The sequence below is a fragment of the Methylobacterium brachythecii genome, assembly GCF_014196345.1.
GTDB classification, from domain to species: Bacteria; Pseudomonadota; Alphaproteobacteria; order Rhizobiales; family Beijerinckiaceae; genus Methylobacterium; species Methylobacterium brachythecii.
The window spans coordinates 19,621-36,373 of the sequence record NZ_JACIDN010000013.1; the positions used below are offsets into that span (position 1 = coordinate 19,621).

The following is a 16,753-nucleotide window of genomic DNA, read 5'->3' on the forward strand; positions in this document are numbered from 1 at the left end:
CCCCGCCCTGGCCACTGCCGCGCCCGGCCGCTGGCGCCTGTCCAGTGCTGCACCGATCCTCGTCGCTGCGCTTGCGGCGGCAGCTTTGTGGGTCGCCCCGTCGGTTCTTGACCCGTTCGCGACCAACGTGCTCACGCGTTCGATGATCTACGCGGTCCTCGCCGTGACCGTCGATCTGCTCTGGGGCTTTATGGGTGCCCTGACCTTCGGGCAGGCGGCCTTCTTCGGCATCGGCGCCTATGCGGCGGCGATGCTGCTCGGCCAGTACGGCGGCGCGCCGCAATGGATGGCGGCCGCCCTAGGGCTCGCCGTTGCCGTTCCGGCGGCGCTCGGTCTCGCGGTGGGATGGCTCTCCTTCTACCACCGCTCGACGGCGCTCTACGCCTCTGTCGTCTCGCTGGTCGTGCCTATTGTCGTTGTCCAGCTGATCTATTCCGGGGGTGAGTGGACTGGGTCGAGCAGCGGGCTCGTCGGGTTCGACGTGCTGCCTTTCGAGATCGAGGGCTATTTCCGGCTCGCCGCGATCGTCATGGTGGCGGTGACGCTTGCGGCCTGGGTCTTCGCCCGCTCCGATGCCGGCCGCGCCCTCGTCGCTGTGCGCGACAACGACGCGCGCTGCGCCTATCTCGGGCTGGACCCGAAGCGACTACAGGTCGTGATGACGACCGTTCTAGCGGGCGTCGCTGGCCTTGCAGGCTTCGTCTTCGCCAATGCGAGCGGCGTGGTCGCCCCGGAGAATGCAGGCTTTCTGTTCGGCACGGAGCTGGTGATCTGGGTCGCACTCGGCGGTCGCGGCACGCTGCTCGGCCCCGTGCTCGGGACGATCGGTATCGACTATCTCGGCGCCAACCTGTCCGGAGACCTGCCGTTCCTGTGGCAGCTACTGCTGGGTGCGACCTTCGTCGCGGTGATCATCCTGCTGCCAGGCGGTCTGGCCGAGATCGCGAAGCGGGCCTTCGCTGTCCTGCCATCCAAGGGCGCCGAGGAGACAGCACCGAGGCTCGTCGCACGTCCGCCGAAACCAATCCAGGTCGCGTCGGAACACCCACTGCTGACCGTCTCCGGCCTCGCCAAGTCCTACGGCAGCCTCAAGGTGCTCGAGAATATCGACCTTGCCATCCGGCCGGGCGAACTGGTTAGCCTCGTCGGCCCAAACGGGGCCGGCAAGACCACGCTGATGCGTTGCCTCAGCGACGGGACGGAGCCGATCTCGGGCGCCATCACGGTTGACGGCGCGCCGATCGCGGGCCTTGCGCCTGACCGGATCGTCGCGCTCGGCGTTGGACGCAAGTTCCAGGTCGCAAGCGTCTTCGAAAGCCTCACGGTGGCCGAATGCCTGCTGCTCGCCCGCGCCTCTCAGGACGGGCTCAGCCTCGTTGGGCAGGCCGGAACGCTGAGCCTTCCGCAGGCTGCGCTCGACGTCATGCGGATGACGGGGCTCGACCGCCTGCTCGGAACCTCGGTGCGGCTTCTGTCACACGGTCAGAAACAGGCACTCGAACTCTCCATGGTGGTGGCGCTCGAGCCCCGGATCATCTTGCTCGACGAGCCGACCGCCGGCCTGACCAAGGCCGAGCGCACGACCATCGGCACGGTGTTGAAGACGCTGACGAGCGATCTCGGCATCGCCGCGGTGCTGGTCGAACACGATCTCGATTTCGTCCGCGAGATCTCCTCACGGATCGTCGTGCTCCACCAGGGCCGCCTCGTCCTCGACGGGACGGTCGACGAGGTCGTCGGCTCGGAACTGGTCAAGACCATCTATTCGGGAGGCGGCCATGACTGAGGCGGCGCGCAGGCTTGAACCAGGGATGGGCGGCGAACTGGAGCTGCGAGACGTCGTCAGCGGCTATGGCGCGATCTCCGTGGTGAAGGGCGTATCCCTGCATGTGGGACCGGGCGAGATCGTTGCCCTGCTCGGCAAAAACGGGATGGGCAAGACGACGACGTTGAAGACGATCCTTGGCATGATCGGCCTTCGCGGCGGTGCGATCTCAGTCGACAGCGTCTCTGTCGTCGGTCTCGCGCCCTCGAAGCTCGCCGCGCTGGGCGTCGGCTACGCCCCCCAGGAGCAGCCGCTCTTTCAGGACATGTCGATCCGGGACAATCTCCGGCTGGCGATCGCGAGCGACAGGCAGCTTCCGGCAGCACTGGAAAGCGTGTTCGGCTACTTTCCCTTTCTGAAGGACCGGCTTGCGCAGCACGCAGGCACGCTGTCGGGCGGCGAACAGAAGATGCTGATCCTCGCGCGTGCCCTGATGTTGCGGCCGCGCCTGCTCCTTATCGATGAAATCACGGAAGGATTGCAGCCTTCCGTGATCGACAAGATCGCATCCGTTTTGCTCAACGAGCGAAAGAAAAGCGGCGTGACCATTCTGCTCGTTGAACAGAATCTCGACTTTGCGCTCAAGGTTGCTGACCGCTGGGCGGTGCTCAAACTCGGTCAGATCGATGACGAGGGGCCAGCCGAGCCGAACGAACGTGAGCGTGTTCTGAGACACCTCAGCGTGTAATTCAATATTTGCCTGCGAGATCATGACATCGCCATCGGGCGCGGCGTCAGTTGTCGGCTTACCGGCGTTAATCTAAGTTCTACTTACGGCGTCTGGCGGCGGCGAGAAGTGGCGCGTTCTGGCCGAAAGCGGAACGGCCGCTTTCGCATTTACGATCTGCGATAGCAGACGTTGATGCAGAAGTGCACCGGCCGCATGGCTTTGATCTTTGATCGAAGAGTAATAGTCTTCCGAAGCAGTGCTCGCAATGGAATCGTACGGAAGCTCAGATAGCGCGATTTGCCGACAATCTGGCGCGATGCCGACTCCTGATGGGGCTCGCACAGGTCTTGCTGGTTTCGATCAGGCTGCGATCGAAGGGTCTGCGGGCAGCTGGATGAGCGGCGCGTGAAGAAAGACACATCGGGCGCTCATTGGCGCATGCAGAAGATGTTTTGACTCCAAGAGGTGATGAACCTCATCAGGCAGGGGATCCGGCTAGACCAGTTCGCGCGATAGATGCTGCACCTGCTCTCAGCCGCTTTCGAGCGGCGCGGATCAGAGTCAGTGCTGAGGGTGAAACCCGCTCATGTCGAGACGAGATCGGAGCGGCTCCAAGATCAAATGCCATTTAAGCGCCACCTGCGCAGCCTCCTTAGCAGATCGGGCTGTTGCATAGGCGAACCCTGACAGATCGAGAAGCTTTCCGTCCTGAAAAATCTGCCATCGATAATATAGCGGATTGACCGGATCTTCAGCGATCTCGATCCGGTGAGAATTAATGCAAGTCATGATGCGGTGCTAGCTCTTGATCACCAACAAACGATCACGAGGATTATGATTTTTACATGTTAAATCAGAACATAAATCGATTGGTGAGATTTGCAACTGATCAAGATATGATATTGCTATAATACTTACGACTGTGCTCAATGTGGCACAGATACCGCTTCGAGGAACCACAGCTACTTGTCGACGCGCATGCCCTCCTTGAAGAGGTCCGATGTGACGGTGTCGGCCGCCTCGTCGGTATCGTTTGCCATTGCTTTATGGCGCACCTGCTAGAGTGGCCGATATGCGGCCCATATTGCCTCTTGACCTTCCAACAATGTTAAGCGCTACCCAGCCCGCTCCGGCACCTGTCGGACCGCGATTGAAGCAGCACGCTTCATCCTGATCTCGATAACTGGCATCATGGTTTCGTGACGTTCTGGCTCGCCTTACGGCGGCTGCTCCCGCTTCTCGCGGTCGTCAGCCTGGCCCTCTCGCCCTCGGCCACATCCGCGGCCGCCATGGGAATGCGCGCGCCCATGAGCATGCCAGGTCACATGATGGCGATGCCGGACGGTCAAGCGAGCGGCGCAGTGGCCGCCATGGACGAGATGCCTTGCTGCCCGCCCGACAGGCCTGCCGCACCGGACTGCTCCAAGAGCTGCCCTCTCTTGGCGCTCTGCTTCGCGAAAGTCGCGACGGGCCTTCCGACCGGCTTCGGCTTTCCAGTGCGGATCGGCGTCGTGACCGGACCCACCTGGAGCGTGGCAGCCGACTTCGACAGCCTCGCGCAGGCCCCTTCGCCCGAGCCCCCTCGATCCTGAACCCGATGCCGCCGGCGCAAGCGCCGGCACGGTGACGCGCGTCCGCGCGTGGCCATCCATCGCGTTCAGGAGACAGCATCCATGACCAAAATCGTTTTCACGCGCGCCCGTGCGGCTGCGCTGTTCGGCTTCGCCATGGTCGGCATGAACATGACCGGCCCCGCGCGAGCCGACATAAAGGACTACGAGTTCCAGCTCGTGCAGCAGGAGGCCAGGGTCGGGGAGGCTGACCTGTCCGTTCGCCTCGTCGACAAACGGACCGGCAAGCCGGTGCCCGATGCCGTGATCTTCGCCAAGCGCGTCGACATGGCGCCGGACGGCATGGAGGAAATGGCCTCGAAAATCGAACAGATCCCCTCGACCGAACCCGGCATCTACCGCTTCAGGACGAAGCTCTCGATGGCCGGCGGATGGCGGCTTTCGCTCGGGGCGAAGGTGCAGGGCGAGACGGGATCCGTCGAGAGCAAGCTGGTCCTGAAGGCCGTCAAATGAGCTGGTCCGCTTGGGTGGCCGGGACCTTCGCCGCGCTCGCGGCGGGGGGCGCCGGCTTTTGGGCTGGGCACGACGCCGGTCCGATGCCGGCGTTCATCGAACGGCTGCGGCTCGGGATCGCCCAGCACGAAGCTTCTTCGAATACGGGGCCGGAAGCGCGCCCCGTCAGGGCGACCGGTCCGGTGGTCTACTACCAGGACCCTGACGGAAGGCCGGCCTACTCGCTCGGGCCGACCTCCACGGCGGACGGGCGGGCCTTCCGTGCCGTGCATTCCAGCGAGGATGTTCGGTTCGAGGCCGAGGAGCCAGAGGCACCGATGGAAGCATCGGCCGCCCCGGCGGGTGGGACACGACGCGTCCGCTTCTATCGTAATCCGATGGGGCTGCCGGACACCTCGCCAACACCGAAGAAGGACTCGATGGGGATGGACTACCTCCCCGTCTACGAGGGCGAGGACAGCGGCGACCGCACGGTCAGCATCTCGCCCGGCAAGCTTCAGCGCACGGGAGTCCGTACAGAGGTTGCCCAGCGCCGTGTCCTGTCGATGCCGGTGCGAGCGCCCGGCGCAATCGAGGAGGATGAGCGGCGGATCTCCGTGATCGCGATGCGCACCGACGCCTTCGTCGAGAAAGTCGAAGCCGTCACCACCGGGGATCACGTCCGCAAGGGGCAGCCTCTCCTGCGGTTGTTCTCGCCCGAGATGAACGCCGCGGCGGCGCAGTATCTCACCGGCATCGGCTACGAGGGTGCACGCCGACGCCTGGAAAACCTTGGCATTCCGTCCGAGGCCATCGACGAGATCGAGCGCACACGGAAAGTACCGGCGACCATCACCTGGTCGGCGCCCCGGGACGGCGTCGTCGTGGAGCGCAACGTCTCCGACGGCATGCGTGCGAAATCCGGCGATACCCTCTTCCGTCTCGTGGACCACAGCCGTGTCTGGGTCCTCGTCGACATCACGGAACGCGATCTCGCGGCCGTGGCCGAAGGGCAGAAGGCGACGGTGCGGGTTCGAACCTTCCCCGATCGGGCTTTCGGCGGAACCGTGACGCGGATCTACCCGCATCTCGCCATGGGCACGCGGACAGCCCGTCTTCGGATCGAACTCCCCAACCCGAACGGCGATCTGCGTCCCGGCATGTTCGCGGATGCCGAGATCACCACGGGCACCGGCGAGGCGGTGGTCGCGGTTCCCGACGACGCAGTCATCGATACCGGCACCAAGCAGGTCGTGCTCGTCGACAAGGGTGACGGCCGCTTCGAGCCTCGCCCCGTCAGGATGGGAATGCGCGGCGACGGTTACGTGGAGGTCCGGGACGGCATTGCCGCCGGCGATCGCATCGTCACCTCGGCCAACTTCCTGATCGACGCCGAGAGCAACCTGAAGGCTGCCCTTCAGGGACTATCGGAGCCGAAGCCCGATCCGGGACCGCAGGCGGCGGCTGAGGGGAAGACGCCATGATCGGCCGCCTGATCGCCTGGTCGGCGAGAAACCTGGTGCTGGTCCTGATCGGCACCGTCTTCGCCGTGGCAGCCGGGCTCCACGCCTTGAAGACCCTGCCGCTCGACGCCATCCCCGACCTCTCCGACGTCCAGACCATCGTCTACACCGAGTATCCGGGTCAGGCGCCCCAGGTCATCGAGGATCAGGTCACCTATCCGCTGACGACCGCGATGCTGACGGTGCCGAAGTCGAAGGTCGTGCGGGGCTTCTCGTTCTTCGGCGTTTCGTTCGTCTACGTCATCTTCGAGGACGGGACCGACCCGTATTGGGCACGCTCCCGGGTGCTCGAGTATCTCAACACGGCGGCCAAGCGCCTGCCGGCGGGGGTGACCCCGACATTGGGCCCCGACGCAACGGGGGTCGGATGGGTCTATCAATACGTGGTGGTCGCGAAGGAGCGGACGCTGGCCGAGCTCCGGTCCCTCCAGGATTGGGTCGTGCGCTTTGGCGCGTCCCGCGCCGAGGGAGTGGCCGAGGTCGCGGGCGTCGGCGGCTTCGTCAAGCAGTATAACGTCGTGGTCGATCCGAACCGCCTGCGAGCGCAGGGCATCACCCTCTCCAAGCTGCGCGACGCCATCCGGTCGAGCAATGCCGATGTCGGCGGCCGCACCGTCGAGCTGTCCGAGTTCGAGTTCGTGGTCAGAGGACGGGGCTACCTCAAGAGCGTCGCCGACATCGAGAGCATCGTCCTCAAGACCGAGGCGGGCACGCCGCTTCGGGTCAAGGACGTCGCTCGGGTCGAACTCGGCCCGGACGAGCGCCGCGGCATCACCGAAATGAACGGCGACGGCGAGGTCGCCGGAGGCATCATCCTGCAGCGGTTCGGCGCCAACGCCCTGACCGTCATCGAAAGCGCCAAGGCCCGGCTCGCCGAGGTCGCCGCGAGCTTGCCCAAGGGCACGGAAATCCTGCCGGTCTACGACCGCTCGCACCTGATCGAGGCTGCCATCGAGACCCTCCAGGGCACGCTGATCGAGGAGAGCGTCATCGTCGCCCTGGTCTGCGTTGCGTTCCTGCTCCACGTGCGCAGCGCGCTGGTGGCCATCCTGATGCTGCCGGTCGGCATCCTGATGGCCTTCGCGGGCATGAAGGCGCTGGGGCTCGGCGCCAACATCATGAGCCTCGGCGGCATCGCCATCGCCGTCGGCGCCATGATCGATGCGGCGATCGTCATGATCGAGAATGCCCACAAGCATCTCGAACGGGCGTCACCCGGAAAGCCCCGGACCGAGATCCTGATCGAGGCCGCGAACGAGGTCGGCCCGTCGCTGTTCTTCTCGCTCCTCATCATCACCGTCAGCTTCCTGCCGATCTTCACGCTGGAGAGCCAGGAGGGACGGCTGTTCGGGCCGCTCGCATATACGAAAACCTTCGCCATGGCGGCGGCGGCGATCCTCTCGCTGACCCTGGTCCCGGCCCTGATGGTGGTGTTCGTGCGCGGCCGGATCGTGCCCGAGCACCGCAACCCGGTGAACCGGCTCCTGACCTTCCTCTACCGCCCCCTGATCGCCGGCGTGCTTCAGGCGAGGGTCCTCACGATCCTGCTCGCCCTCGTCGTCTTGGCGGCAACGGTGTGGCCCGCGAGCAGGCTGGGATCGGAGTTCATGCCGGAACTCGACGAGGGCACCTTGATGTACATGCCGACCACATTGCCCGGCATCTCGGTGACCAAGGCCGGCGAACTCCTCGCGACCCAGGACCGGATCATCAAATCCTTCCCCGAAGTGGTATCGGTCTACGGCAAGGCAGGCCGCGCCGGCACCGCGACGGACCCCGCTCCCTCGGAGATGTTCGAGACCATCATCAACCTCAAGCCGAAGACCGATTGGCGCCCCGGGGTGACGACGGCGAGCTTGCGGGCCGAGATGGACGCGGCTCTGCAATTCCCCGGCGTGTCCAACGCCTGGACCCAGCCGATCCGAGCACGCATCGACATGCTCTCGACCGGCATCCGGACGCCTGTCGGGATCAAGGTGCTCGGCACGGATTTGGTCGCGATGGAGGCCGTCGCCCGACAGGTCGAAGCCGTGGTGAAGGCAGTCCCCGGTACGTCGAGCGCCTATGCCGAGCGGGTCCAAGGCGGCTACTTTCTCGACATCACCCCCGACCGCGAGATCCTGGGGCGCTACGGCCTGACGGTCGGCGACGTGCAGGACGTCATCGCGATGGCGCTGGGCGGAGACAGCGTCACGAACACCGTCGAGGGCCGCGAACGCTATACCGTGAACCTGCGCTACCCTCGAGCCTTCCGATCGAACCCGCAATCCATCGCGAACGAGGTCCAGGTCCCGATTCCGAGCGGGGGAACGGTGCCGCTCGGCGAAGTCGCTAAGGTGCAGCTGACGCGGGGCCCGACGCAGATCCGCACCGAAAACGGGCAGCTTGCGATCTTCATCTATGTCGACGTCGCCGGCCGCGATCTCGGGGGTTACGTCACCGAGGCGAGACAGGCGGTCGCCAGTGAGGTGGCCCTGCCGCAGGGCACCTTCGTGCAGTGGAGTGGGCAGGTCGAGTACCTCGACCGAGCCACGGCGCGCCTGAGGATCGTGATCCCCCTGACGCTCCTGATCGTGTTCCTGCTCCTCTACCTCAACTTCCGACGGTTGACCGAGACCCTCATCGTGATGCTGTCGCTGCCCTTCGCCCTGGTCGGCGGCGTCTGGCTCATGTGGTGGATGGGCTTCAACATGTCGGTGGCGGTCGCCGTCGGCTTCATCGCCCTGGCCGGCGTCGCGGCTGAGACCGGCGTCATCATGCTCGTCTACCTCGACCACGCGCTGGCCGAGATCCGGTCCGAACGGGAACGCGAGGGGCGGCCTCTGACCCGAGCGGACCTTCAACGGGCCATCATGATCGGCGCTGTCGAGCGGGTGCGGCCGAAGATGATGACGGTCGTCGCGATCATGGCCGGACTGCTGCCTATTCTATGGAGCACCGGGTCGGGCTCCGAAGTCATGCAGCGGATCGCCGTTCCGATGATCGGCGGAATGGTCTCATCGACCGTGTTGACCCTCGTCGTGATCCCAGCGGTTTACGCCCTCGTGAAGGGTCGCGCCCTATCGACGGTCTGGGAACCGACCAAATCCTCGGCCATCACACCGCCTCTTGGGACGAAACAAGGCTTGGCCTGAGCGCCCATGTCTCGGTGCCAAAATAGCTACTGCGCAGAAAAACCTTCGACATGTCGGCTCTCGCTATCAATGCCGAAGGTCGCGGCCACTCCTAAAAGCGGTAGTTATGCCAGCATCGGTGATGATGGTGACCCTACCTGCCGTAATGGTGATGGCGCGGACGGAAACGATAGTGGTGCTGAACCAACTCGACGGCGCCGGGAGCCGCCGGACCAACGGGCAGCGCCGCCGCCGCGGCAGGTTCTGAGACGCCAACCACGGCGGCAAAGGCCAGGGCGGTGAACATCGAAATGCGCATGTTCCTCCACTGCAGGTCGGAATCTGACGGGGGTACCCAAGGTCTTGGTCTGCTTTCGACCCAACCAAGACGCCGAAACCGCTGATTGCGCCTCTCCAAAGCGGTCGCTTGTCAGCCGTCGCGCAACTTCGGCTGGGGTTGAAGCGCGGACCCTGACGCTTCGCCCTGAGGGGGGCGTTCCGTGACCGACCCGTGGAAGACCGCGGGCTCGCGTGTGCGACAAGTTATTTCAAGGTGCATTCTTCCCAACCGTTTCAAGGATCACGCGCGCCGTTTCGACAGGCTGATCCCAATGCGGGAAGTGGCCGCAGCGCTCGAACCAGTGCAGCTGGGCCGACGGGAAGGCTACCCGGGCGCGTGCAGCCTGGCTTGGCAAAAGCAGGTGGTCTTGGCGGCCCCAGCCTATGGTGACCCGGCCAGGGGTCTCTGCCGAGCCCTGCTGCAACGGCCCGCGTGCCAGCTCAAGCAGCATCGCATCGAACACCGGTGTGGCTGCCAGGCTTTGCAACTCCTCCGCAACAAGCTGCGGTGGCAGTACCCACGGACGGGCCGACAGCTGGGCTAGCAGCAGCGTGCGGGTGACGGCGTGGCGCGACAGGCCGGGATGGAAGGGGCGCAGCAACCGCACCAGGCGGATTGATGCCGCGAGCGTCCAGTGAAACCAGCGTGTCTCCCACCCGCGCCAGAAACCGCCGGGATCAAGCGCCACGCAATGCCGACCGATGCCCCGCCGCGCCAGCTCTAGCACCAGCCGGCCCCCCACCGAACTGCCGACAAGGTCCGCTGTCGTCAGGCCTTGCGACTGCACGAAGCTGGCGAGGGCGTCCGCATGGGCCTCCATCGTCTGCCGACCCGCGAGCGGGGCCGATCTGCCATGTCCCGGCAGGTCGACCAAGATCAGTTCGCGCGAGCCGCGCAATGCGGACAAGAGCGGATCCCAGGTTCGGAGATTGGACCCCAGCCCATGGACCATCAGTAGCGGCCGGCCCGTGCCGAGGCGCTCAAAATGTAGAAGCATGACGGCATTGTCCTTCAATGTTCAGGCCGCAGTCCGAACATTGGTCCGTCGCAGCTGGTCAGGCAGGGAGCGCCTGTCAGATCCGCGGGCCAACCCTATCCGACGCTTCGATGCCGAGCGGGCTTCCGAAGAATTCGGTGACCCCAAAGGCGATCAGTACAAGACCCTTGGCCGGGCTGGCGCTTGCCGAGCCAGCCCCGCCGTTCCTCATTTCGTACCGAGATCGTCGCGCCCTATCGCACGCTACGGCAGGTTGACCGCCTCACGCGGCTCCGCGATGGCATGACCGTTCCGCTCGGCGCGGAAACGCTTGCCCATTTCGTAGGCTTGTTTGCGCGAGCGCATGATGCCGCCGAGGGGCCGATGCGCGGCTAGCCCGTGCCAGGGGCTGAACGACAGGCCGTCGTCGACCGCGCTCGATCGGGCCTCGCTCCAGGCCGTCTGCGGCTTCACCCGGATCCGCGCCACGGTCTGGTACGAACTCTCGCTCTCGGGCCAGACCGTGGCGGCGTTCTCGACCGGCATATCGTCGAGGCCGGTGCAGAGTTGCGCCCTGACTTCCCAAAGCCCTCCATTCGCACGGAAGAACTCGACGACCGCCGCCCGTATGGCGTTTGGGCCTCCGTTCTCCGCCAAGGGCTTGTCGGTCAAGGCTGTCAGTTCGGGCGCAACCGGCGTCACGCATAGCTTGGCGACGTAGTCACCGAAGCGCACGGGCACCTGACTGTAGAAGGTCTCGCCGAGGATGTTGGTCTCGGGCTGGCCGCCCATCGTGGCGACGGTGGCGTTGGGCCCACCGGTGGTCGCGACGATGATTTCCTGCAGGCCGCGCATGGCGCCCGAGACGACCTTCTTAAAACCCTCTGCCTTGTCGGTCGTGGCCGCGAGCAATTTCAGGGTGGCGAGGAAGGCCTTCGGCGTCGGCGCGCCGAAGGCGGGTCCGTTGACCAACACGAGGTCCTGGGTGACGTCACCTTCGGACCCTTCCAGCCGCTCGCCCTCGACACCGATGATCTTTACGGCGAGGCCGCGGGGGGTCGAGACGCTGTCGTCGAGGATGTCGCCGGGGATCGTCGAGAGCCGCATAATCACGGGATAGGTCGCCGGCTTGGAAAACAGGCCCTGGGCCAGCATGGGCGCTAGCCCCGATGCCACCTGAAGCTCGCCCTCCAGGAACCCGTGGCTCTTGGCGTGGACGCTGCGGATCGCATGGCCACCGTCCGCCAGAGTCTTCTCGCTGACCGACCGCATCGTCTCCATCAGGCCCTTCGCCGTCTCGGCCTCGTCGTCGGCGACGGTTTCGACGTCGGGGCTGTAGCGAAGATAGAAGTCACGCGCATCGACCATGATCGTTCCTTGGGGCGGGAGCGATGGAACGACCGGGGACCGGTCACCTTTCGTCCTCACCCACTCTCGGTGGCCAAGATCACCCGACCTCGACGGTTCCGATGGCTTTGGTCCGGTTGAACGCTCGCGGACGTGATCCGAACGCTGGAGCACCGGGACGGGGCCACTCGGCGTCGTGATGGGATCAGGTTGGCTCGGTGTCCGGAGGCTCGCTCTCGATGCGCTCCGGTTCGCCTTCGTCCATTCCGCCCACCATGCGGAAATGGCTAGGCGCAGTCCCGAACTCGATCGCGAACGCCTTGCTGAATGCGCTCCGGCTCGCGTAGCCGACGCTGGCGGCGATGACCTTAACCGGTAGGTCAGTGCCGCTAAGGAGACGGGAGGCGATCCGGAGGCGGACCCTCTGGACGAACTCCATCGGGCCTTGCCCGAAGGCCGCGGCGAACGCCTCGGCGAAGCTGGTCCGGCCCATGCCCGCGAGGGCCGCCAAACCCTCGACGGAGTAGTGCGCGCCTGGCTGTTCGAGGACCGCCAGGACGGCGCGGGCGAGCTTCGGGTCCTGCAGGGCCGCCAGGATCGGGGACGTGAAATCGCTCACCGTTAGCTGGCGGCGCAGGAGGAGGATGAGGCACTGCTTCATCAGCACCTCCGTCATCGCCTGTGTCGCGAGATTGGGGCTTACAACCTCGGCGAGCATGAGCTCGAAGGCGTAGTGCAGCGCCGGATCGGTGGGAAAGGTCTCCACCATGGGGGCCTGGAACAGCTCGAACAGACCCATCGCACCGGTGTGGGTGTCGGCAATCTGGCCGCACACGAACAGCGCATCGGGGCTCCCGTCACCGGCCGTGAAGGAGATCATGCCGTCACCGTGGAGGACGCAGTGATCCTCGGCGCGGACCTCACCGATGCAATCCTCGGCGGCGCCGAGGCTGTGCGAATGGCGAGCCGGCACGACGATGATGGTATGCGGCGCGAAGGATCGCCACGGGCCTTGCCCGACCCGGAGGCTCCCGGTTCCGCGCAGCACGTAATGGACGGTGATCGCTTCAAACGGGCTGAAACCCAGGCGCCATCCGCGCTGTATGGTGCAAACGGAGAACGAGCGCAGTCGCACTGCGAGCGTGACGAGAAGGCGGTCGAGAAGGTCGGCTCCCATGGTGATGGACTATGCGTCACCACTGACAAAACCCCCAACGGTTTCGAGCGGATGTGGCGGCGAAGCTGATACGCTGCTTTCGACCCAACCTCGCCGTACGCGAGTGACCACGCAGTTCCCGATAGCGGACGTCCCTTTCGCTATTAGCCCGGCACCAGTGTCCGGAGAGCGACCAACTGGAGCGGGCATCAGGGAATTTTCTCCGTCTCGGCGCCTCCACTGCGGGGCTCAGACCGTCCGGCCTTGTGCGACGGGATGATGACCCGGACGCTGTGGGATGAGCAGGACGCACGCGATCATCATTGCGGCGAGGACGGCCGAGATGGTCAGGTCGCTGATAGCTAGGCCGCCCTGGGCAGCGGGCTTGTCGAGCGAATTGGCAATCGTCGCGCCCAACGGCCGCGTCAGGATGAAGGCCGCCCAAAATAGGGCCGTGCGCGAGACCTTGGTGTAGAAGTAGAGGGCCGCCGTGACCGCAAGGGCGGCACCGATAAGCAGTGCACTTCCGTTGTAGCCGAGGCTGGTATCGTCGGCCATCCAATCGCCCAAAGCGGTGCCGAGCGTCTGCGAGAACATGATGGTCAGCCAATAAAAGCCCTCCACCCTCGGAGTGGCGACCGTCTCGACAGCAACCGTTCCCTCGGATTGGTACCAGATGCCGAGCGAGGCGAGCACGAGGGCGAACAGAGAGAGCGATCCGCCAAGATAGCCGATGCCTAGCGAGCGGTCGAAAAGGTCGGCAAGCGTCGTACCGGCGAGCGTCGTCGCCGTGATGACCGCCCAGTACAGGGACGGGTAGAACCGCTTGGCCCGGATCTGCGCGACTACGGCTACGACGAGGAAAGACGCAAAGATGAGGGTCCCGACGAGGTAACCCAACCCCAGGGTCAGGGTGACGGCATTGCCGCCGACTTCCCCGAGTGTCGTCGCGACGATCTTGATCGCCCAGAATGCAAGCGTGATCTCGGGGACCTTGCTCGCCTCGATACCGTTCCTGCTTTCTGTCATGGTTGTGGGTTCCTTCGGGGTACGGCGGAGTGAGTACAGTCAGGGGCTGACGAGCTTCCTGAGCCGGTCGAGGTCGGCCAGTTGTTGGAGGGCGTTGTCGCTGTCGGCCGCGGTCAGGCCGAGGATGACGGCCTCCAGCGCGGCGAGTGTCGTAGCGTGAAGCGCGACTTGGTTGGCGCGGCCGCGTCGGGCGAGCAGCACGACCGTAGCCTGACGAGCGATGGCGCTACTCTCCGTGTCGGTCACCAGGACCACCGGCAGACCGAGGCGGCGGGCTTCGCCCATCGCAGCCTGCGCCTCGCGGTAGGGCTTGCCGTAGGCGAGCATGACGACGGCATCGCCTTGCCGCAGGCCGAGGAGCTTGTCGGCCAGCGCCCACCCGGTGGCATCGAGCAGGAGGGCCTGCCTGCCCGATCGCGTCAGCTGGAAAGCCATGTACTGGGCGAGATGCGCCGATGGCCCAATCCCGAAAACTGCGATCCGGGCTACCGGATGCAGGGCGGTGACGGCCGCGAGGATGGCCGCCTGGCCGCCCTCCGTCTGCAAAGCCTCCATTCCCTCGCGATGCGCGTTCAGCACGGCGGCGATGGCTTTCGACGTGTCCGTACCGGCTTCCGCCAGGGTGCGGCGCATATTCGTCGCCGGCGACCGCTGTTCGTCCAGTCCGGCTGCAAGCGCCTGCTTGAGATCGGGCAGCCCGTCGAACCCGAGCGCTTGGACCGTCCGGATCACGGTCGCGTCCGAGGTTCCGAGGTGCGCCGCGATCTGCAGGGCCGAGTTCGCGAGGGCCATCGCACGGTTCTGGTCGAGGTAGATCGCGACCCGAGCCAGGGCCGGTGACAGCGATGGCGCCAGGCGCCTGACCGTATCGCCGAACGCATCCGCCACAGGCACGATCCCTCCAGATTTGAACGGCTCCGAGACACCAATGCCTCTGTAGCCAATTCAAATATGATATTGACAATGGTAGTGTTAACTACAATCGTTGACGTCGGCAAGCCCGGTTGTGGAGCTCGCCGGGCAGCGGGAAGGTCTAGGATGGTGGTCGATTGGCTGCATGTGTGGCCCACGGTCCTGGCCGCGTTCCTCGCCTCTATCGTCGAGTTCGTCGAAGCGTTGACCGTGGTGCTGGCGGTCGGCGCGGTAAGAGGCTGGAAGAGCGCCCTGTCTGGAGCCGGCGCGGCGATCGCGGTCCTTCTGGTCATCGTCGGGCTGTTCGGGCCGCTCCTGACCCGCATTCCCCTGCAGGACGTGCAGTTGGTCGTCGGCGGCCTGCTCCTGCTGTTCGGACTGCGCTGGCTCCGCAAGGCGATCCTGCGAGCGGCTGGGGTCATTCCCCTTCATGACGAGGTCGCGGTCTACGCCAGAGAGACCGGCACCCTGCAATCGACCGGGCTGGCAAGCGGACCCTGGGATCCTGTAGCTCTCGCTACCGCCTTCAAGATCACCATGCTCGAAGGCCTGGAGGTCGTGTTCATCGTGATCGCCGTGGGCGCAGGCGGCATGGGCCTCCTTGTGCCGGCCAGCATCGGAGCAACGGCCGCGCTGGTGTTGGTCGTAATCCTCGGAATCGTCCTGCACCGTCCTCTGTCGATGGTGCCGGAGAATACGCTCAAGTTCTCGGTCGGGGTGCTGCTTGCGGCTTTCGGCACGTTTTGGGTTGGAGAAGGCATCGGGTTGACCTGGCCGGGCGCCGATTGGTCGATCCTCGGACTGATGTTCGGATTTTTCCTCGTTGCTGCCGTCGCCGTGCCGCTTTGCCGGCGCTGCGCGTCGGCCCATCTCTCCGTGGCCCTTCGCCAGGCATCCCGATGAACGCCATCAAGACCATCGTCCATGAGCTCGGCGGTCTGGTCGTCGATGACGTCGGGTTTGCTTTAGCCGTAGTCGTCTGGATCGCGTTGGTTTGGCTGCTCTCCGACTTCATCCTGTCGCCTAGCCCTTGGGTCCCGACCATGTTCTTCGTCGGGCTCGGCACGATCGTTCTCGAAAGCGTGATGCGCCGCTCGAGAGCGGCGGCAAATGCCGGCGATGCAATCCCTCCGTTGCCAGCGCCGCTCCAGTGAAGCTGCGGCGATGGACTTAGCTATCGGCTTACCATCGCAGGTGTTCAGCGGAGCCACTGGCACACGGGCGGTACTACGGAGCGCAAACCGCTGATCCATCAGACACTTTGCAAAAAAGGTCCCATGGAAAGCGGTTCGCCGCCGAATTTGGCAGTAACAGCGCACACTGCGCGCACTACGTCCACTTTGCCGCTTTAGCGCCCCAAAGCAGACAGTCGCAAAACCACCCAACTGGATCACCGACCACCAAAGGGATTGCCTCGGTACGATTGTGAGGTCTGGCTACGCGCCCTGGCGCGAGTCACACTGCCCGGATGTGTGGACGCTTCACCCAATACCCGACCTGGGCCCAGATCCACGAGGCGATGAGCATCATCGGCCCACGGCGAAACCTGCGCGCCCGCTACAACATCGCACCGACGACAACGGTCGAGGTTGTCCGCCAGGGCGACGATGGGCGCACGATCGTTCCGATGCGCTGGGGGCTCGTCCCGGTATGGGGGAAGAAGCCGCTCAAGAGCGTACCAGCGACCTTCAACGCCCGCGCCTAGACCGTGGCCGAGAAGCCCATGTTCCGCGACGCCTTCAAGAAGCGACGCTGTATCATCCCGGCAAGCGGCTTCTACGAGTGGACCAGTTAAGAAG

The 16,753-nt window shown here is 65.0% G+C and carries 13 protein-coding genes and 1 pseudogene; 8 read left to right on the top strand and 6 right to left on the bottom strand.

Annotated features, from left to right (window positions below; translation table 11 throughout):
• Nucleotides 1–7 precede the first annotated feature (7 nt).
• The 5 genes from GGR33_RS24680 to GGR33_RS24700 all read left to right on the top strand — a co-directional run bounded on the left by GGR33_RS24680 (nucleotide 8) and on the right by GGR33_RS24700 (nucleotide 9,215).
• Nucleotides 8–1,786 carry a branched-chain amino acid ABC transporter ATP-binding protein/permease gene (locus GGR33_RS24680; protein WP_425488815.1) on the top strand — a complete coding sequence of 593 codons (1,779 nt, stop codon included), beginning with the start codon at nucleotides 8–10 and terminating at the stop codon, nucleotides 1,784–1,786.
• The gene (locus tag GGR33_RS24685) at nucleotides 1,779–2,513 is read left to right on the top strand and encodes an ABC transporter ATP-binding protein (RefSeq protein ID WP_183513378.1); all 735 of its coding nucleotides are present in this window, start codon (nucleotides 1,779–1,781) and stop codon (nucleotides 2,511–2,513) included. Before GGR33_RS24680 ends, GGR33_RS24685 begins: the two co-directional genes overlap by 8 nt.
• A 1,655-nt stretch (nucleotides 2,514–4,168) precedes the next feature.
• Nucleotides 4,169–4,579 carry a FixH family protein gene (locus GGR33_RS24690; RefSeq protein ID WP_183513379.1) on the top strand — a complete coding sequence of 137 codons (411 nt, stop codon included), beginning with the start codon at nucleotides 4,169–4,171 and terminating at the stop codon, nucleotides 4,577–4,579.
• The gene (locus GGR33_RS24695; protein WP_183513380.1) at nucleotides 4,576–6,042 is read left to right on the top strand and encodes an efflux RND transporter periplasmic adaptor subunit; all 1,467 of its coding nucleotides are present in this window, start codon (nucleotides 4,576–4,578) and stop codon (nucleotides 6,040–6,042) included. The genes GGR33_RS24690 and GGR33_RS24695 overlap by 4 nt, the downstream gene beginning before the upstream one ends.
• Nucleotides 6,039–9,215 (top strand): efflux RND transporter permease subunit, encoded by a 3,177-nt coding sequence (locus GGR33_RS24700; protein WP_246413448.1) that lies wholly within the window; start codon nucleotides 6,039–6,041, stop codon nucleotides 9,213–9,215. The genes GGR33_RS24695 and GGR33_RS24700 overlap by 4 nt, the downstream gene beginning before the upstream one ends.
• A 133-nt stretch (nucleotides 9,216–9,348) precedes the next feature.
• On the opposite strand, the gene GGR33_RS24705 is transcribed toward GGR33_RS24700, so the two are convergent.
• The 6 genes from GGR33_RS24705 to GGR33_RS24730 form a co-directional block, all read right to left on the bottom strand.
• Complete coding sequence (locus GGR33_RS24705) at nucleotides 9,349–9,513, bottom strand: hypothetical protein (RefSeq protein ID WP_183513381.1); 165 nt, start codon at nucleotides 9,511–9,513, stop codon at nucleotides 9,349–9,351.
• A gap of 229 nt (nucleotides 9,514–9,742) precedes the next feature.
• Nucleotides 9,743–10,549 carry an alpha/beta fold hydrolase gene (locus GGR33_RS24710; RefSeq protein WP_246413449.1) on the bottom strand — a complete coding sequence of 269 codons (807 nt, stop codon included), beginning with the start codon at nucleotides 10,547–10,549 and terminating at the stop codon, nucleotides 9,743–9,745.
• Between the two features lie 225 nt (nucleotides 10,550–10,774).
• Nucleotides 10,775–11,878, bottom strand: coding sequence for a catalase family protein (locus GGR33_RS24715; RefSeq protein WP_183513382.1), 1,104 nt, complete (start codon nucleotides 11,876–11,878; stop codon nucleotides 10,775–10,777).
• Nucleotides 11,879–12,062: 184 nt separating this feature from the next.
• Nucleotides 12,063–13,034: a helix-turn-helix domain-containing protein gene (locus GGR33_RS24720; protein ID WP_183513383.1), complete on the bottom strand. Its 972-nt coding sequence runs from the start codon at nucleotides 13,032–13,034 to the stop codon at nucleotides 12,063–12,065.
• Between the two features lie 228 nt (nucleotides 13,035–13,262).
• Nucleotides 13,263–14,042: a COG4705 family protein gene (locus GGR33_RS24725; RefSeq protein WP_183513384.1), complete on the bottom strand. Its 780-nt coding sequence runs from the start codon at nucleotides 14,040–14,042 to the stop codon at nucleotides 13,263–13,265.
• A 39-nt stretch (nucleotides 14,043–14,081) separates the two neighbouring features.
• Nucleotides 14,082–14,930: an SIS domain-containing protein gene (locus GGR33_RS24730; protein ID WP_183513385.1), complete on the bottom strand. Its 849-nt coding sequence runs from the start codon at nucleotides 14,928–14,930 to the stop codon at nucleotides 14,082–14,084.
• A 150-nt stretch (nucleotides 14,931–15,080) separates the two neighbouring features.
• On the opposite strand from GGR33_RS24730, the gene GGR33_RS24735 reads away from it, so the two are divergent.
• The 3 genes and pseudogenes from GGR33_RS24735 (at nucleotide 15,081) to GGR33_RS26340 (ending at nucleotide 16,749) form a co-directional block, all read left to right on the top strand.
• On the top strand, nucleotides 15,081–15,857 hold the full coding sequence (locus GGR33_RS24735) for a COG4280 domain-containing protein (RefSeq protein ID WP_183513386.1): 777 nt from the start codon (nucleotides 15,081–15,083) through the stop codon (nucleotides 15,855–15,857).
• Nucleotides 15,854–16,108 carry a hypothetical protein gene (locus GGR33_RS24740; RefSeq protein ID WP_183513387.1) on the top strand — a complete coding sequence of 85 codons (255 nt, stop codon included), beginning with the start codon at nucleotides 15,854–15,856 and terminating at the stop codon, nucleotides 16,106–16,108. The genes GGR33_RS24735 and GGR33_RS24740 overlap by 4 nt, the downstream gene beginning before the upstream one ends.
• A 365-nt stretch (nucleotides 16,109–16,473) precedes the next feature.
• Nucleotides 16,474–16,749, top strand: a pseudogene (locus GGR33_RS26340) (SOS response-associated peptidase family protein).
• Nucleotides 16,750–16,753: the final 4 nt, after the last annotated feature.

Coding starts and splice junctions, on each gene's coding strand:
- GGR33_RS24735 (WP_183513386.1), top strand. CDS start 15,081: ATGGTGGTCGATTGGCTGCATGTGTGGCCCACGGTCCTGGCCGCGTTC.
- GGR33_RS24690 (WP_183513379.1), top strand. CDS start 4,169: ATGACCAAAATCGTTTTCACGCGCGCCCGTGCGGCTGCGCTGTTCGGC.
- GGR33_RS24695 (WP_183513380.1), top strand. CDS start 4,576: ATGAGCTGGTCCGCTTGGGTGGCCGGGACCTTCGCCGCGCTCGCGGCG.
- GGR33_RS24720 (WP_183513383.1), bottom strand. CDS start 13,034: ATGGGAGCCGACCTTCTCGACCGCCTTCTCGTCACGCTCGCAGTGCGA.
- GGR33_RS24725 (WP_183513384.1), bottom strand. CDS start 14,042: ATGACAGAAAGCAGGAACGGTATCGAGGCGAGCAAGGTCCCCGAGATC.
- GGR33_RS24740 (WP_183513387.1), top strand. CDS start 15,854: ATGAACGCCATCAAGACCATCGTCCATGAGCTCGGCGGTCTGGTCGTC.
- GGR33_RS24705 (WP_183513381.1), bottom strand. CDS start 9,513: ATGCGCATTTCGATGTTCACCGCCCTGGCCTTTGCCGCCGTGGTTGGC.
- GGR33_RS24715 (WP_183513382.1), bottom strand. CDS start 11,878: ATGGTCGATGCGCGTGACTTCTATCTTCGCTACAGCCCCGACGTCGAA.
- GGR33_RS24685 (WP_183513378.1), top strand. CDS start 1,779: ATGACTGAGGCGGCGCGCAGGCTTGAACCAGGGATGGGCGGCGAACTG.
- GGR33_RS24700 (WP_246413448.1), top strand. CDS start 6,039: ATGATCGGCCGCCTGATCGCCTGGTCGGCGAGAAACCTGGTGCTGGTC.